We start from the raw sequence: 14759 nt of genomic DNA, 5'->3' as shown, positions 1-14759 counted from the left end.
TCATGCCGCTGCCTTCGAGGATGCCCAGGAACACGCCGGCCGCGATCAGTGTGGTCGCCATGAGCATCGCGCCCTTGGCGTGTGCCTCGATCCGGTCGGTCTGGCCCTTGAGTCCCGGGTAGTTGAGGAGGAGGGCCACCACGACGGCGATGAGGAAGACCAGCTCGGGCGTGGCCACGGCGCTGACCAGAGCTGCGACGACCGCCACGGTGAGGGCGACGTTGACCCAGAACAGGCGGGGGCGGCGCAGCTGCTGTTCCTCGGGGCTGAGGGTGCCGACGCCGCCGAGCGGGGCGTCCGGCGTCGGACGCTCTTCGGCGTCGGCAGAGGCGTCGGCGGGCGCAGCGGCGAGTCGGCGGGTCTCGCGCCGACCGAGGAACCACGCGATGGCCAGGACGGCGACGATGCCGGCGAGCTGGGCGGGGATCAGCGGGACCCAGAGCTCGTTCGCCGGTACGTCGGAGGTGGCTGCCGCTCGAGCGGTGGGGCCGGCCCAGGGGACCAGGTTCATGACACCGGCGCCGAGGCCGACGCAGGTCGCGAGGACCAGTCGGCTCATGCCGAGCCGGTCGAAGAGCGGCAGCATCGCCGGGATGGTGATCAGGAACGTGGTCGCCCCGGCGCCGTCGAGGTGGGCGGCCATGGCGAGGGTCGTCGTGGCGAGGCAGACGGTGACGGGCGCATTCCCGGCGAAGGCGACGATGCGGCGGATGATCGGGTCGAACATCCCGGCGTCGCGCATGAGGCCGAAGTACACGATCGCGAAGACGAACATCGCCACGACGCCGACGACCCCACCGAGACCACCGGCGACGAACTCGCCGATCTCGGTGGGGGAGAAGCCGGCGACGAGCGCAGTCAGGACAGGGACACCGGCCAGCGCGACTACCGCCGCGACCCGGTTGGTCAGGAGGAGGGCGAGAATCACCGCGACGGTGACGAAGCCCATGAGGGAGAGCATGGACACGAGTGTGATGACGATCACTTGTTCCTGTCCAACACCAATGCCCGATAGATTGATGTGCTGTGAGCATCGATCTGACTATGCGTCACCTTCGCGTGGTGATCGCCGTCTCTGACGCGGGCGGCTACACGCCCGCAGCGCGTGAGCTGCACGTGGCCCAGTCGTCCCTCAGTCGTACCGTGCAGGAGGTCGAGCAGCGGATCGGCGTCCCGCTCTTCGAGCGGACGACGCGCCGGGTGCGTCCCACCCTGGAGGGGGAGGAGTTTCTCGCGACCGCGCGGCGGCTCGTCGCGGAGTTCGACACCGCGCTCAACCACTTCGAGGGCTATCTGGCGGGCACCCGGGGTGCCGTCTCGGTTGCGGCACTCCCGTCTCTCGCCGGCTCGATGCTGCCGCCTGTCCTCGCCGCCTTCCGCCGGGGCCACCCCGAGGTCGCGGTGTCGGTGAAGGACGGCTTCTCCGGGGAGGTTCTCGACCTCGTCGTTTGTGGCGAGGTCGACCTCGCAGTCTCGGTCGCCGCCCGCGTGCCGGCCACCTTGGCCGGACGACACAACGCGGTCGACGCCTTCGCGGCCGTGCTGCCGGCGGGTCACCCGCTCGCCGCCGAGGAGGAGCTCCGATGGGCCGACCTGGCGGGTCAGCCGTTCGTCGCCTTCGAGCGGATCTCGAGCATCCGCAGCTACGTCGACCAGGTGCTGGCAGAGACGGGCACTCGGATCGGGGCGCTGACCGAGGCGCGCAACATCGGTGCGGTCGCGGGCCTCGTCGCCGCTGGGCTCGGCGTCTCCGCCGCGCCCAGCCTGGTGCTGCCGATGATGATGTTCGCCGACGTGGTGGTGCGACCTCTGGTCGCTCCGGTGGTCGAGCGCGACATCTGTCTCATCCACGACCCGCGGCGGCCGATGTCACGGGCCGCGCTGGCGCTCATGCAGCTTCTGCTCAGCGCGGGAGAGCGTGAGATCGCCTCGCCGCCAGGGGTTCGGTGGGTTCAGGGAGAGACCGGTCAGGCCTGAGCGCGCTGCCGTTCGAACCAGATCTTGCTGGGGCAGGTGTCCATCACCATCGGTACGCCGGCAGCGGCGGTGCGCTCGAAGGCGGCCTCGTCGATCACGCCCATCTGGAACCAGACGCCGCCTGCGCCGATGGCCACGGCCTCGTCGGCGAACTGGCCGGCGGCCTCGGAGCGGCGGAAGACGTCGACGACATCGATCTTCCCGACGGCCGCGGCGGCCTCGGCCAGGGTCGCGTAGACCTTCTCGCCGAGCACCTCCTTGCCCTCGGCTGCGGCGCCGGGGTGGATCGGGACGATCCGCTTGCCGTGCTGCTGGAGCTCCTGCGCGATCGAGTAGGCGGTCCGGTAGGGGTCGCCCGAGAGGCCGACCACGGCCCACGTCTCGCTGTCGTCGAGGAGGTTGTCGATGGTGTCGGAGTCGAGCCATGCGGCAGTCATGTCGTTGTAACGAAACGGCGGGCCGGAGGATTCCGGAGCGCCGGCATTACCCGTGAGTAGTTAATGGTCATAAACTGCGACACATGAGCGCTGACTACCCGTTGTTCGCCCTCTCCGAGGAGCACCAGGAGATCCGCAAGGCCATCCGCGAGATCTGCGACGCCAAGATCGCGCCGGCCGCGGCCGCGGTCGACGAGGAGGCTCGCTACCCGCAGGAGGCGCACGACGCGCTGGTCGAGACCGAGTTCTTCGCGCCGCACGTGCCGGAGGCGTACGGCGGTGTCGGTGCCGACGCGCTCGCGACCGTCCTGGTCATCGAGGAGATCGCCCGCGCAGACGTATCGGCCTCGCTCATCCCTGCCGTGAACAAGCTCGGCTCCCTGCCGGTGCAGATTGGCGGCTCGGAGGAGCTGAAGAAGAAGTACCTCGGCAAGCTCGCGGCCGGCGAGGGCAACTTCTCCTACTGCCTCTCCGAGCCCGACGCGGGCTCCGACGCCGCCAACCAGAAGACCCGGGCCGTACGCGACGGCGACTTCTGGGTGCTCAACGGCGTCAAGCGCTGGATCACCAACGCGGGCGTCTCGGAGTACTACACCGTCCTGGCCGTCACCGACCCCGACAAGCGATCCAAGGGCATCTCTGCCTTCGTCGTGGAGAAGTCGGACGAGGGCGTCTCGTTCGGTGCCCCGGAGAAGAAGCTGGGCATCAAGGGCAGCCCGACGCGCGAGGTCTACTTCGACAACGTACGCATCCCCGCCGACCGGATCATCGGCGAGGAGGGCCAGGGCTTCACCTACGCCATGCAGACCCTCGACCACACCCGCATCACCATCGCCGCGCAGGCCGTCGGCGTCGCCCAGGGCGCGCTGGACTACGCGCTGGGCTACATGAAGGAGCGCAAGCAGTTCGGCAAGCCGATCGCGGAGTTCCAGGGCCTGGAGTTCATGATCGCCGACATGGGCATGAAGATCGAGGCCGCTCGCCAGCTCACCTACGCCGCCGCCGGGCGCTCCGAGCGCGGCGACAAGGACCTCACCTTCTTCGGTGCCGCGGCCAAGGCCTTCGCGAGCGATGTCGCGATGCAGGTCACCACCGACGCCGTCCAGCTCCTCGGCGGCTACGGCTTCACCCGCGACTACCCGGTCGAGCGGATGATGCGCGACGCCAAGATCACCCAGATCTACGAGGGCACCAACCAGGTCCAGCGCATCGTCATGGCCCGCCAGCTGCTCGCCGGTATCCAGTCGACCCTCTGACCGATCGGTGCGCTCTGGTGCCGGCGCTATCGTCTGCGCCATGGGAGATGACGGGTTTCGGCTCCGGGAGTGGCAGGCGTCGGACGCGGGGGTTCTGCTCGCGGCGTACGGCGGGGCGGGGATGGCGACGGAGAGGCCCGGCGACGTGGCCACCGTCGAGGACGCCGAGCGGCTGATCGCGGGGTGGGCGGAGGAGGCGGAGGCCGACCGGGCCTACACCTTCGCCGTCGTCGACGGAGACGACGTTCTCGGACAGATGCGGGTCACGACCCAGCTGCGCGTCCATGGCATCGGCTGGATCTCCTACTGGACCCTCGCGGAGCATCGCGGCAAGGGCGTCGGAAGCACCGGTCTGAAGCTGCTGGCGAAGCACTGCTTCGACGAGCTCGGCCTGTTCCGCCTCGAGACCGGTCACCGCATCGACAATCCCGGCTCGTGCCGCGTCGCGACCTCGGCGGGCTTCCTCGTCGAGGGACGCGAGCGGCAGAAGCTGCTGTATGACGGCATCCGCTACGACACCGAGACCCACGCCCGGCTGGCCACCGACCCCGACCCCGCCTGACGGCGAGAGGGCGCGTACGTCGCCCGAGAAGTCGCCCCGGTCGGCCGAAGCGTCGCTCCGGAGAATCGAGATGTCATGTGGGTGGCATGTCGGCCGACGTACGTGACGTCTCGGCCGACCGGGCTGACGTCTCGACCGACCGGGCTGACGTCTCGACCGACCGGGCTGACGTCTCGACCGACGTACGTGACGTCTCGGCCGGCGGGGGTGACGCCTCGGTAGGTCAGTCCTGGACGCGGCCGCGGAGCTGCTTGGTCTGGCCGCGCTGGCGCTTGGCGTCGAGGCGGCGCTCTTTGGAGCCGCGGGTCGGTCTGGTGGGGCGGCGGGTCGGGGGTGGCGGGGCGAGAAGCTCGCGTACGCGCTCGGCCAGACGCTCGCGCGCGGTGACGCGGTTGCGGTGCTGGGAGCGCTGCTCGTGAGAGACGACGTGGATCGGGCCGGGGGAGCGGGCGAGGAGGCGGGCGAGCTGGCGTTCGTCGAGGGCGGACGACGCGGACGGGTCCCAGGAGAGCTCGACGCGGGAGTCGGTGGTGTTGACCGACTGCCCGCCGGGGCCGGGCGAGCGGGAGAAGCGTTCGACCAGCTCGGTGTCGGGGATGACGAGACCGTCGGGCAGCCCAGGGCCCGGCGGTACTCGAAGATCCTTCACTCGAAGAACACTAGACCGCGGGGCTACCGAGGGGCAGGCCCGGTCGAGTCGCGCACCACGAGCTCGGCGGGGACCCGCTGCCGCCGGGCGCGTGCGCCGGGTTCCTTCAACGCCAGCGTCAGCGCCCGGGCGCCCATCTCGGCCATCGGCAGGCGGACCGTGGTGAGTCCGGGGGAGAGGTCTTGGGCGACGGCGACGTCGTCGAAGCCGCTGACCGAGACCTGGCCGGGCACCGAGACCCCGGAGCTCCGCAGCTGGGAGAGACAACCGATGGCCATGTCGTCGTTGAGGGCGATGACGGCGGTCGTACGCGGGTGGTCGGCGAGCATCCGGCGGATGCACTCGCGTCCGCCCTCGCGGGTGAACGGCCCTTGGAGAACAGGTATGTCGCCGGGGTCGAGCCCCGCCGCTTGGAGCGCATCGCGCACCCCCTCGAGGCGGTCGGCGACGGTGGTCAGCTCCAGCGTGCCCGAGACGACCACGATGCGCCGGTGGCCGAGGCCGAGGATGTGCTCGGCGACGGCGCGGCCGCCGGGGCGGTTGTCGGGCAGCACGCTGTCGACCCCGAGGTGGTGCCGGCCGACGACGGCGACGCGACCACCCGCCTCCGCGTAGCGCTGGACCTCGAGCCGCATCGGTGCCTCGACCGAGGCGTCCACGAAGCCCGACCCCGCGATCAGGATCGCGCCGACGCGGTTGGCCACCAGGCTGCGTACCTGCTCGACCTCGGCCTCGGGATCGCGGCCGGTGTGGCAGATCTGGACGGTGCGGCCGTTCTCGGCGGCGAGGCTGAGCACGCCGCTGGCGATCTCGGAGAAGTAGGGGTCGCCGATCTCGTGCACGACGAGCCCGATGGTCGCGGTCGATCCGCTGGCGAGCGAGCGGGCATGGAGGTTTGCGACGTAGCCGAGCTCGCGTGCCGCCTGGCGGACCTTCTCGGCCACCGAGTCGCTCACGCCCGGGGTCCCGGAGAGTGCGCGGGACGCCGTTGCGATCGAGACGCCGGATGCGTGCGCGACGTCGATCAGGCGGGGGGAGCGGTTGGTTCGGACCATCGATGCCCCTTGTCGTCAGGAATGTGACTCTTGCCACACTAAGCGAGAGTCGGTAACGTCATCGTAAACGCTTACGTAAGCGCTTTCGTAGAGGAGACCCGCAGATGCGCTTCACGAAGACCCCCACCGCGAGCAAGCGGTCCAGAGCAACCCTGGCTGCAGCAGCGGCCGTGACTCTCGCCTCCACCCTCGCCGCCTGTGGCGCCGCCGAGGAAGGAGGCGGCGACGACGAGATCGTGATCGGCATCTCGCTGCCCCTGACCGGCGACTTCAGCGAGCCCGGCAAGGGCATCCAGCGCGGATACGAGGCCTGGGCCGAATACGTCAACGCCAACGGCGGCCTGCTCGGTCGCGACGTACGACTGGAGATGCTCGACGACCAGTCCAGCGCCGAGCGTGTCGCCGCCGACTACGAGAAGCTGATCAACCAGGAGCAGGTCGATCTCGTCGTCGGGCCGTTCTCCACCCGCCTGGTGATCCCGGCCGCCCAGGTCGCCCAGGACTACGGCTTCCTCTTCGTCGAGCCTGCCGGCGCGGCGCCAGAGGTCTTCGAGGAGGGCTTCGACAACCTCTTCTACGCCGCGCCTGCCGTCGCGAACGACCACTACAAGCTCCTCGCCGAGCACATCCTGGCGATGCCGGAGAACGAGCGGCCCAAGACCGCGGCGTACGCCTCCATGGACGACCCGTTCGCCCAGGGCACCGCCTACGGGCTCAAGGACGCGCTGGAGGAGGGCGGCGTGAAGACCGTCGCGGACGAGGTCTATCCGCCCAACACGACCGACTTCAGCGGCATCGCCGCCAAGATCGCCGACAGCAAGGCCGACATGGTCGTGGGTGGCAGCCAGTACCAAGACGGCGTCAACCTGATCGTCGCGCTGCAGCAGCTCAACTACCAGCCCAAGCTGGCCGCGTTCTCGACCGCGCCGACCGAGACCGAGTTCGCCAAGGCGATCGGCGACAAGACGCAGGGCATCATCGCGCCGACCGGCTACACGACGAAGGCGGCCTACCCCGAGAATCAGGAGTTCGTGAAGTTCTACGAGGAGAAGCACGGCGAGGCACCCGGTGAGGACGAGGCCAACGCCTGGACCACCGGCCAGGTCGTCGCGGCGGCGGTCGAGGCGGTCGAATGCGCCGAGCCCGACCCCGAGTGCCAGTCCAAGCTGATCGACTGGTTGCACGAGAACGAGGTCGAGACCGTCGTAGGGCCGCTGAGCTGGGACGACAAGGGTCGCCCGCAGAGCGCCCACATGATCCAGCAGTGGGTGGACGGCGAGATCAAGATCGTCCTGCCTGAGGACCAGGCCGAGGCCGAGTTCGTCTTCCCGAAGCCGGCTTGGTGATCAGATGTCAGGTCCACTCCTTCTGCAGAGTCTGATCCTGGGGCTGCTGCTCGGAGGCCTCTACGCCCTGCTCGCCGCCGGCCTGACGCTCTACTTCGGCGTCATGCGGGTCGTGATGATCGCCCACTCCGCGTTCCTGATCCTGGCTGCGTACCTGGCTTGGTTCTTCACCGCGCAGACCGGGCTCGACCCGCTGCTCTCGCTGGTCATCACCGTGCCGCTCTTCTTCGCCGCCGGCTACGGGATGCAGCGTGCGCTGCTCTCCCGGCTGCGGCCGGCGACGCTGACGATGATGTCGGTGCTGCTGACCTTCGCGATCGCGTTGATCATCGAGGGCGGCCTCGGCTACCTCTTCTCCGGCACCCAGCGGCGGATCCAGCTCGGCTACTCAAGCGCGAGCCTGGAGCTGTGGGGAGCACGGATCGCGGTGGTCAAGCTGGTCGCCTTCGGGCTGGCCGCGGTCTCGCTCCTGGCGCTCTATCTGCTGCTCAAGAAGACCCGCTTCGGCCAGGCGCTGCGCGCGACGATCCAGCATCGTGAGGCCGCCCAGCTGCTCGGCATCGACACCGACCGGATCGCCGGTTTCGGATTCGGGCTCGGCCTGGCGACCGCGGCGGTCGGTGGCACCGCGCTCGCGCTCGACGCCACCATCTATCCCTCGCTGCACTGGCACTGGATCGGACCGCTGATGGCGATCATCGTGATCGGCGGCCTGGGAAGCATCCCTGGCGCCGCGATCGCGGCGATCCTCCTCGGGGTGACCCAGAGCCTGCTGCAGATCCCGATGGGCACCACCTGGGCGCAGACGGTCTTCTACCTCGCCCTCTTCGCCACCCTCATGTTCCGCCCCCAGGGATTCTTCGGAGGTCGCCTTGCTCAGCGCTTCTAGACACAAGACTGCGACACACCAAGAAGGCCGTACGTCTTCGGGCCGCTCCGTCCTGGTGGCCAAGCTCGTCGCGGCCGCTGTCGCGCTGGGCCTCGTACTCGCCTTCCCGGCCCTCGCTCCGGACCCGTTCATCCTGTCGGTGGGGGTGGTGATCGCCAGCTACGCCGCGCTCGCGGTGGCCTGGAACTTCGTCGGCGGGATGACCGGCTACATCTCGCTGGGACATGCCGCCTACTCCGGGCTGGGTGGCTACGGCACCGCGCTGCTGGTCACCGAGGCCGGCGTGAACCCGTGGGTGTCGATGATCGTCGCGGCCGTGCTCGTGGGCGTGGCCGCGGTGCCTATCGGGATCGCGTCGCTGCGGGTCCGGGGCGCGTCGTTCGTGATCGTCTCGATCGCGCTCGTGCTCATCCTCCTGCTGGTCGCGCAGAGCTGGTCCGATGTGACCGGCGGGTCGAACGGGCTGCGGGTGCCGCGGCCGTTCGGCACCGACGTACTCCGGCCCGAGCAGCACGAGCGGTTCTTCTACCTGTTCGTGGCGCTGACCCTGGTCGCCCTCGTGCTGTGGTGGGTGATCGACCGGTCCCGGCTCGGCACCGGGCTCAAGGCGATCCGGGAGGACGAGGACAAGGCCCAGGCGCTGGGCGTGCCCACGTTCGCCTACAAGCTGGTCGTATTCGTCGTCTCGGCGTTCATGACCGCGATGGCCGGGGGGATGTACGCCCTCTGGTTCGGCTCGCTCGACCCGATCTTCCAGTTCTCGATCCTGACCGGCTCCTATCTGGTGCTGATGTCGCTGCTCGGCGGCGTACGCAGCCTGCTCGGTCCGGTCGTCGGAGCGGTGATCGTGGGATATGCGGTCGAGTTCTTCAAGACGCAGTACGGCGACACCCAGCTGCACCTGGTCGCTCTCGGCCTGCTGCTCGCTCTGGTCGTGCTCTTCATGCCCGACGGGGTCATCCCCTGGGTGACCGCGCAGTTCGACCGGTTCCGCCCTGGCGACACCTCGATCCGCGAGGTCGATGCCGCCCAGCTGGCCGAGGAGCGCAAGGCGCTCGAGGAGGCGAAGTCATGAGTTCCGATCCGATCAAGCACAGCCTGGCGACCCAGAACCTGACCAAGGCCTTCGGCGGCGTACGCGCCGTGGACAACGCCACGGTCAGCTTCCACGAAGGCAAGATCAACGCCCTGATCGGCCCGAACGGGTCGGGCAAGACCACGTTCTTCAACTGTGTGACCGGGATGATCCGGCCCGACTCGGGGACCGTGACCTACCAGGGCCGGGACGTGACCGGTCACGCACCTCACCGGATCGCACGTGCCGGGCTCGGGCGCAGCTTCCAGCTGTGCCGGATCTTCCCGCGGATGACGGTCCTCGACAACGTACTGGCCGGAGTCCGGTCCACGGGCCTGGTCCACCGGCTGCGAGGGGCGCACAACCCCGACGACATCGCCCGGGCGCGGGAGCTTCTGGCCCGGGTCGGCATCGAGCACCTCGAGCGCAGCGAGGCCCGCGACATCTCCTACGGGCAGCAGAAGCTGCTCGAGCTCGCCGGGGTGCTGATGGCCGAGCCCGACACGATCATGCTCGACGAGCCCGCGGGCGGCGTGAACCCGGCGCTGATCGGCCGGATCGCCACGCTCGTGCGCGAGCTCAACGCCGAAGGGCGCACCTTCGTCATCGTCGAGCACAACATGGAGCTGGTGATGAGCCTCTCCGACCATGTCGTGGTCTTCGACCGCGGCCGCCCGATCGCCTCCGGTGCGCCGGCGGACGTGCAGAACGACCCACGAGTCCTGGAGGCCTACCTTGGTGTCTGAACCTCTTCTCGAGCTCCGCGACATCGAGGCCGGCTACGGTCGTGCGGCCCTGGTGCTGCGAGGCCTCACCGTCATCGTTCCCGCAGGTCAGATCGTCTGTCTGGTGGGGCCGAACGGAGCCGGCAAGTCCACCGTGCTCAAGGTCGCCAGCGGCATGCTGACCCCACGCTCGGGGACCATCACCGTCGACGGTGTCGACGTCACCCGCAACGGGCCGCAGCAGATGCTCCGCGCGGGCATGGCCCACGTCCTCCAGGGCCACTCCGTCTTCAGGGAGATGACCGTCGCGGAGAACGTCGGGCTGGGCGCCTACACGGTGCGCGACGAGGCCGCGATCCAGGAGCGGACCGACTTCGTGAAGTCCCTCTTCCCGGTCGTCGCCGAGCGGTGGAACAACCTCGCCGGCGCGCTCTCGGGCGGCCAGCAGAAGCAGGTCGAGTTCGCCCGCTCGCTGATGGTGAGCCCGAAGGTCGTGCTGCTCGACGAGCCCAGCATGGGCTTGGACCCGAAGACCACGGCGACCGTTTTCGAGCAGGTCGTACGAATGCGGGACGCCGGTCTGGCGGTCCTGCTCGTCGAGCAGAACGCCCGGCGGGCCCTGGAGTCGGCAGACCTGGGGTGCGTACTCGATCTGGGGAAGGTGCACATCGCCGGGACCGCTGCCGACCTGCTCGCCGATCCGCGGATGGCGGAGCTCTATCTCGGGGGAGCCGCAACAACCTCAGCAGGGACCGACGGTCCCGATTAGGGGAAGGGAAAGCACCATGAGATGGAACAGAAGATCGACGCTGAACCGAATGGTGGGGCGAGGCGTACGCGCCGGCGCGATCGCCCTCGCAGTGGCTCTGGCCGCTCCGCTCGCCGGAGCCCAGGCCCAGACACATACACAGACACCCGAAGGGCCCGGCCTCGCCGTGGTCAAACCCAAGGCCAGCCTCGCCGACTGGGACCCGGTGACCGAGGAGAAATGGGCCTTCGAGGACGGCCAGGTGATCCTGACCGAGCCGGGGACGGCACAGCCCGGCCCGCGGCGCCCGTTCGAGTACGCCGTGGCGACCAAGGGTCCCGAGCTCGGCTCGCTGACCTACCGTGCCGAGGTGCGCATCGACGAGGCCGTCGAGGTCACCAACCGCGACGTGATCCTGGTCTGGAACTACCAGTCCCCGACGCGCTTCTACTACGCCCACCTCTCGACCGACAACACCATCTATCCCCACAACGGCATCTTCGTGGTCAACGACGCCGATCGGCTGCGGATCGACCACCAGTGGAACGGCACCGTCGGTGCCGAGCCGTCGATCACCGACGCCGACTGGCACGACGTACGCCTCGACTACAACGCCCGCACGGGTGCGATCGCGGTCTATCTCGACGGTGCCGACGAGCCCCGGATGACCGCCACCGACACCACCTTCGCCGGAGGCCGGTTCGGCTTCGGTTCCTTCGACAACTTCGGGCGCATCCGTGACGTGACCGTCGCGGGCCTGCGTCATCGCTGAAGCGCACCTCGGTAAGGAGAGAACACACCCATGGGAACCTCACGTCTATGGGGCGGTCTCGCGGCGGGCGCCATGCTCGCCGCTCTGCTCACCCCCACGCTCTCTACCAGTTCCGCCAACGCCGCCATCCCCGGCAGCGAACCCGTCCCCGACCCCATCCCCGAACAGCCCGTACGCAGCAGCCTCGGCCTCGTCCTCGAAGAGGTCGCCCAGCTCCCCAAGACCGAGCCTCACCCCGCCCCCACCGACCAGCGCCTGGTCCGCCACAACCGGATCAACTTCATCGGCGAGGTCCCCGACGGGTCGGGCCGGATGTACGTCCCCGACCTCAACGGGCCGATGTATCTGCTCGAGGACGGACAGCAGCACGAGTACCTCAACCTTCGGGACCACTTCGTCGACTTCTGGTCCGGTGCCGGCCTCGGCAGTGGCGCCGGGTTCATCACGTTCCACCCCGAGTTCGAGACGAACGGGCTCTTCTACACCACCCACACCGAGCGTTTCGGCGCCTTCGCCAAGACGCCGACCTTCCCGTCCCAGACCAACCCCGGCTCCGGCCGCACGGTCAGCGTCGTCACCGAGTGGGACGCCACCGACCCGGCGGCCGACACCTTCGAGGGCACCAGCCGTGAGGTGATGCGGATCGACTTCGCCGGCCAGATCCACGCCATCCAGCAGATCGACTTCAACTCGACCGCCGAGCCCGGCGACGAGGACTACGGGTTGCTCTACATCGCCTCGGGCGACGGCGGCAACGGCGTCCGCAGCGACGACCCGCAGAACCTGGCCAACCCGTTCGGCAAGATCCTGCGGATCGACCCGCTCGCCCGCGATGGTCGCAACGGGGCGTACGGGGTCCCGGACAGCAACCCGTTCGTCGACCGCGAGGGCGTGATCGGTGAGATCTGGGCGTACGGCATGCGCGACCCGCACCGGTTCTCCTGGGATGTCGAGAAGGGCACCCTCCTGCTCGGTCACATCGGCCAGCACGCGATCGAGGGCGTCTACGACGTACGTGCCGGGGACAACCTCGGCTGGAGCGAGATCGAGGGCCGGCTGCTCTACGACAACGCCGACGAGTGCGCCCTCTACACCGTCCCCGACGACTACGACATGTCCGGCTTCACCCTTCCGGTGGCCTCCTTCGACCACGACCCGCCGGCCAACTACTCCTGCCGGTCCGACAGCGGCCATGCCGTCAGCGGCGGTGTCGTCTACCGCGGCGGGTTGGGCGACCTGAAGGGGAAGTACGTCTTCGGGGACCTGGTCAACGGCGAGGTCTACTGGACCGACTCCCGGCAGATGCGCCGCGGCAGCAGCGAGGAGGCGACCCTGCACCAGATGCAGCTCTTCGACACCTCCGGCAAGCGGCTCTCCATGCAGGACTTCGTCGACCATCCGCGGGTCGACCTGCGCTTCGGCACCGACTCCGACCGCAATCTCTACCTGCTGGCCAAGGCCAACGGGAAGATCTGGAAGGTCGTCAACACGGTGCATCGGCCCTGGCCGAGCGAGGTCGTCCCGTCGATGCGGGAGAACCTGGTCAGCTACTACGACTTCGAGCACCCGTTCGCTCCGGGATCGCGTGAGGAGGACCAGGGCTTCTCGCGGACGCTGCTCAACCAGGTCAACGGCGGCAACGACATGCAGGTCACCGACTCGGCCTACCGGACCAGCAACAACGCCCTGCAGACCCAGCAGGTCGCCCCGGAGGTCAACGGCAACGACGACTGGAAGGCAGGGTCATGGAACCAGAACGGGGTCGCGTCGTTGGCGCCGTTCGCGGGAGCCGAGCAGATCACCGTGGCCGGCTGGTTCAAGGTCGACATGGACGGGCCCGCGCTCAACTCGGTGACCGCCGACCCGAACGACCGGTTCAATGCCATCGGACTGGCCGGGGTGCTCTCGGGCAACTCCGACGGTCACGGCGTACGCGCCCTGCTCGAGCTCATCAACGTCAACGGCACGCTGCGCCTGGTCGCGCTCGGACGCCGGCTCGACCAGGGGGCCTCGCAGACCTTCGCCGCGTCGGCGGACTGGCAGACCCTGCTGCCACGAGGTCAGTGGGTGCACCTGGCGGCGACGTTCGACTACACCACGGGCAAGATGGCGCTCTACCGCAACGGCAAGGCCGTCGAGGGGTTCTACACCTCCGCCGGTGACCCGTGGCAGGTCGACGGTACCGGCACCTCCGACACGTTGCCGCGAGGCATCAAGGTCGGCGGATCCTTCCCGCAGGACACCGTCGAGCGGAACCCCTGCAACTGCCGGATGGACTCGCTGATGTTCCTCGACCGGGCGATCACGCCGGACGAGGCGCGAGCCCAGTATCAGCGGTTCGTCAACGGCCGCTGATCCCGTCGGGGCCCGCGGCCCGGTTCATCGAACCGGGCCGTGGACCTCGTTGCGGAGCCTGGCCATGGTGGCGTCGAGGTCTGCCGCGGTGCGGGCCGCGGCGCCGAGCTCGTCGCGCAGCGAGGTGGGGACGGTGCCGTCGTACTTGTAGTAGATCGAGTGCTCGACGCTGGCCCAGAAGTCCATCGCGATGGTGCGGATCTGCAGCTCGACCGGCACATCCACCGCGCGGTCGGAGAGGTAGACCGGCACCTTGATGATCAGGTGGAGGCTGCGGTAGCCGTTGGCCTTGGGCTCGGCGATGTAGTCCTCGACCTCGATGACGTCGACGTCGGACTGGCTGCTCAGCATCTCCATGATCCAGTAGACGTCGGAGACGAACGGGCACACCACCCGGATCCCGGCGATGTCGCGGATGTGCTGCTCGACGGCGTCGAGGGTGAGCGGGCAGCCGATCTTGCGCGCCTTGGCGAGCAGGCTGTCGGGCGACTTGAGCCGGGTGCGTACGTGCTCGATCGGGCTGTGGTCGTGGGCGTGCTCGAACTCCTCGCGCAGGATCGCGATCTTGGTCGAGACCTCGTCGATCGCGAACTTGTAGCGCATCCGGAACTTGGCCAGCTCACGCGCCATCTCGTCGCCGCTCGCCTCGACGAGGTCGACCAGCCCGGTGATCAGGTTGTGGCCACCGGCGGGGTCGGGAACCGACCGGACCGTTGCTATCGTGCCGTGTCTCCCGCTGATCGGGTCGACTGTCGTCATGCTCCCCCTCCTGACAGAGCCATCCTTGCAGGCGGCGGCAAGGCACCGGCGCGGCGCCCGGCGCCGGGCCGGGCGAGCACTTTGACGTGCATCAGGGTTTTCCGTCCCTCTTCTTGACGTCGACGTGCACTCGGCCGGGTGCGCTGCGATACAG

15 protein-coding genes are annotated in these 14759 nt (G+C 68.9%); 10 read left to right on the top strand and 5 right to left on the bottom strand.

The window, feature by feature from the left end:
- Window positions 1-961, bottom strand: a 961-nt coding sequence (locus H5T77_RS19345) for a citrate:proton symporter (protein WP_292652005.1), incomplete at its 3' end; no start/stop codon positions are given.
- A gap of 65 nt (window positions 962-1026) precedes the next feature.
- Here H5T77_RS19345 and H5T77_RS19340 point away from each other — a divergent pair.
- Entirely contained in the window at window positions 1027-1977 is a 951-nt protein-coding gene (locus H5T77_RS19340) for a LysR family transcriptional regulator (protein WP_292652003.1), read from the top strand.
- Here H5T77_RS19340 and H5T77_RS19335 read toward each other — a convergent pair.
- Window positions 1968-2414 carry a CoA-binding protein gene (locus tag H5T77_RS19335; protein ID WP_292652002.1) on the bottom strand — a complete coding sequence of 149 codons (447 nt, stop codon included), beginning with the start codon at window positions 2412-2414 and terminating at the stop codon, window positions 1968-1970. The genes H5T77_RS19340 and H5T77_RS19335 overlap by 10 nt on opposite strands.
- An 83-nt stretch (window positions 2415-2497) precedes the next feature.
- Between H5T77_RS19335 and H5T77_RS19330 the strand changes: the two genes are divergently transcribed.
- Both H5T77_RS19330 and H5T77_RS19325 read left to right on the top strand, forming a co-directional pair.
- Window positions 2498-3670 carry an acyl-CoA dehydrogenase family protein gene (locus H5T77_RS19330; RefSeq protein WP_292652000.1) on the top strand — a complete coding sequence of 391 codons (1173 nt, stop codon included), beginning with the start codon at window positions 2498-2500 and terminating at the stop codon, window positions 3668-3670.
- Between the two features lie 40 nt (window positions 3671-3710).
- The gene (locus H5T77_RS19325) at window positions 3711-4232 is read left to right on the top strand and encodes a GNAT family N-acetyltransferase (protein ID WP_292651999.1); all 522 of its coding nucleotides are present in this window, start codon (window positions 3711-3713) and stop codon (window positions 4230-4232) included.
- Window positions 4233-4455: 223 nt separating this feature from the next.
- On the opposite strand, the gene arfB is transcribed toward H5T77_RS19325, so the two are convergent.
- Window positions 4456-4881 (bottom strand): alternative ribosome rescue aminoacyl-tRNA hydrolase ArfB, encoded by a 426-nt coding sequence (arfB, locus tag H5T77_RS19320; protein ID WP_292651997.1) that lies wholly within the window; start codon window positions 4879-4881, stop codon window positions 4456-4458.
- Window positions 4882-4904: 23 nt separating this feature from the next.
- Complete coding sequence (locus H5T77_RS19315; protein WP_292651995.1) at window positions 4905-5936, bottom strand: LacI family DNA-binding transcriptional regulator; 1032 nt, start codon at window positions 5934-5936, stop codon at window positions 4905-4907.
- Between the two features lie 104 nt (window positions 5937-6040).
- Here H5T77_RS19315 and H5T77_RS19310 point away from each other — a divergent pair, with 104 nt between their 5' ends.
- The 7 genes from H5T77_RS19310 to H5T77_RS19280 are packed head-to-tail and all read left to right on the top strand — an operon-like array spanning window position 6041 to window position 13846.
- A complete protein-coding gene (locus tag H5T77_RS19310) occupies window positions 6041-7282 on the top strand; it encodes an amino acid ABC transporter substrate-binding protein (RefSeq protein ID WP_292651993.1) in 1242 nt (413 codons plus the stop codon).
- A gap of 4 nt (window positions 7283-7286) precedes the next feature.
- Window positions 7287-8171 (top strand): branched-chain amino acid ABC transporter permease, encoded by an 885-nt coding sequence (locus tag H5T77_RS19305; RefSeq protein WP_292651991.1) that lies wholly within the window; start codon window positions 7287-7289, stop codon window positions 8169-8171.
- Between the two features lie 55 nt (window positions 8172-8226).
- A complete protein-coding gene (locus H5T77_RS19300; protein WP_292651990.1) occupies window positions 8227-9246 on the top strand; it encodes a branched-chain amino acid ABC transporter permease in 1020 nt (339 codons plus the stop codon).
- Window positions 9243-9992 (top strand): ABC transporter ATP-binding protein, encoded by a 750-nt coding sequence (locus tag H5T77_RS19295; RefSeq protein WP_292651988.1) that lies wholly within the window; start codon window positions 9243-9245, stop codon window positions 9990-9992. Before H5T77_RS19300 ends, H5T77_RS19295 begins: the two co-directional genes overlap by 4 nt.
- On the top strand, window positions 9985-10740 hold the full coding sequence (locus tag H5T77_RS19290; RefSeq protein ID WP_292651986.1) for an ABC transporter ATP-binding protein: 756 nt from the start codon (window positions 9985-9987) through the stop codon (window positions 10738-10740). Before H5T77_RS19295 ends, H5T77_RS19290 begins: the two co-directional genes overlap by 8 nt.
- 16 nt (window positions 10741-10756) lie before the next feature.
- A complete protein-coding gene (locus H5T77_RS19285; protein WP_292651984.1) occupies window positions 10757-11491 on the top strand; it encodes a hypothetical protein in 735 nt (244 codons plus the stop codon).
- A 30-nt stretch (window positions 11492-11521) separates the two neighbouring features.
- On the top strand, window positions 11522-13846 hold the full coding sequence (locus H5T77_RS19280; protein ID WP_292651981.1) for a PQQ-dependent sugar dehydrogenase: 2325 nt from the start codon (window positions 11522-11524) through the stop codon (window positions 13844-13846).
- A 24-nt stretch (window positions 13847-13870) separates the two neighbouring features.
- On the opposite strand, the gene H5T77_RS19275 is transcribed toward H5T77_RS19280, so the two are convergent.
- The gene (locus tag H5T77_RS19275) at window positions 13871-14605 is read right to left on the bottom strand and encodes a GTP pyrophosphokinase (protein ID WP_292651979.1); all 735 of its coding nucleotides are present in this window, start codon (window positions 14603-14605) and stop codon (window positions 13871-13873) included.
- Window positions 14606-14759 lie beyond the last annotated feature (154 nt).

Source organism: Nocardioides sp. (genome assembly GCF_014360585.1).
Classification (GTDB): domain Bacteria; phylum Actinomycetota; class Actinomycetes; order Propionibacteriales; family Nocardioidaceae; genus Nocardioides.
This window is presented reverse-complemented; position numbering and strand designations above follow the sequence as displayed.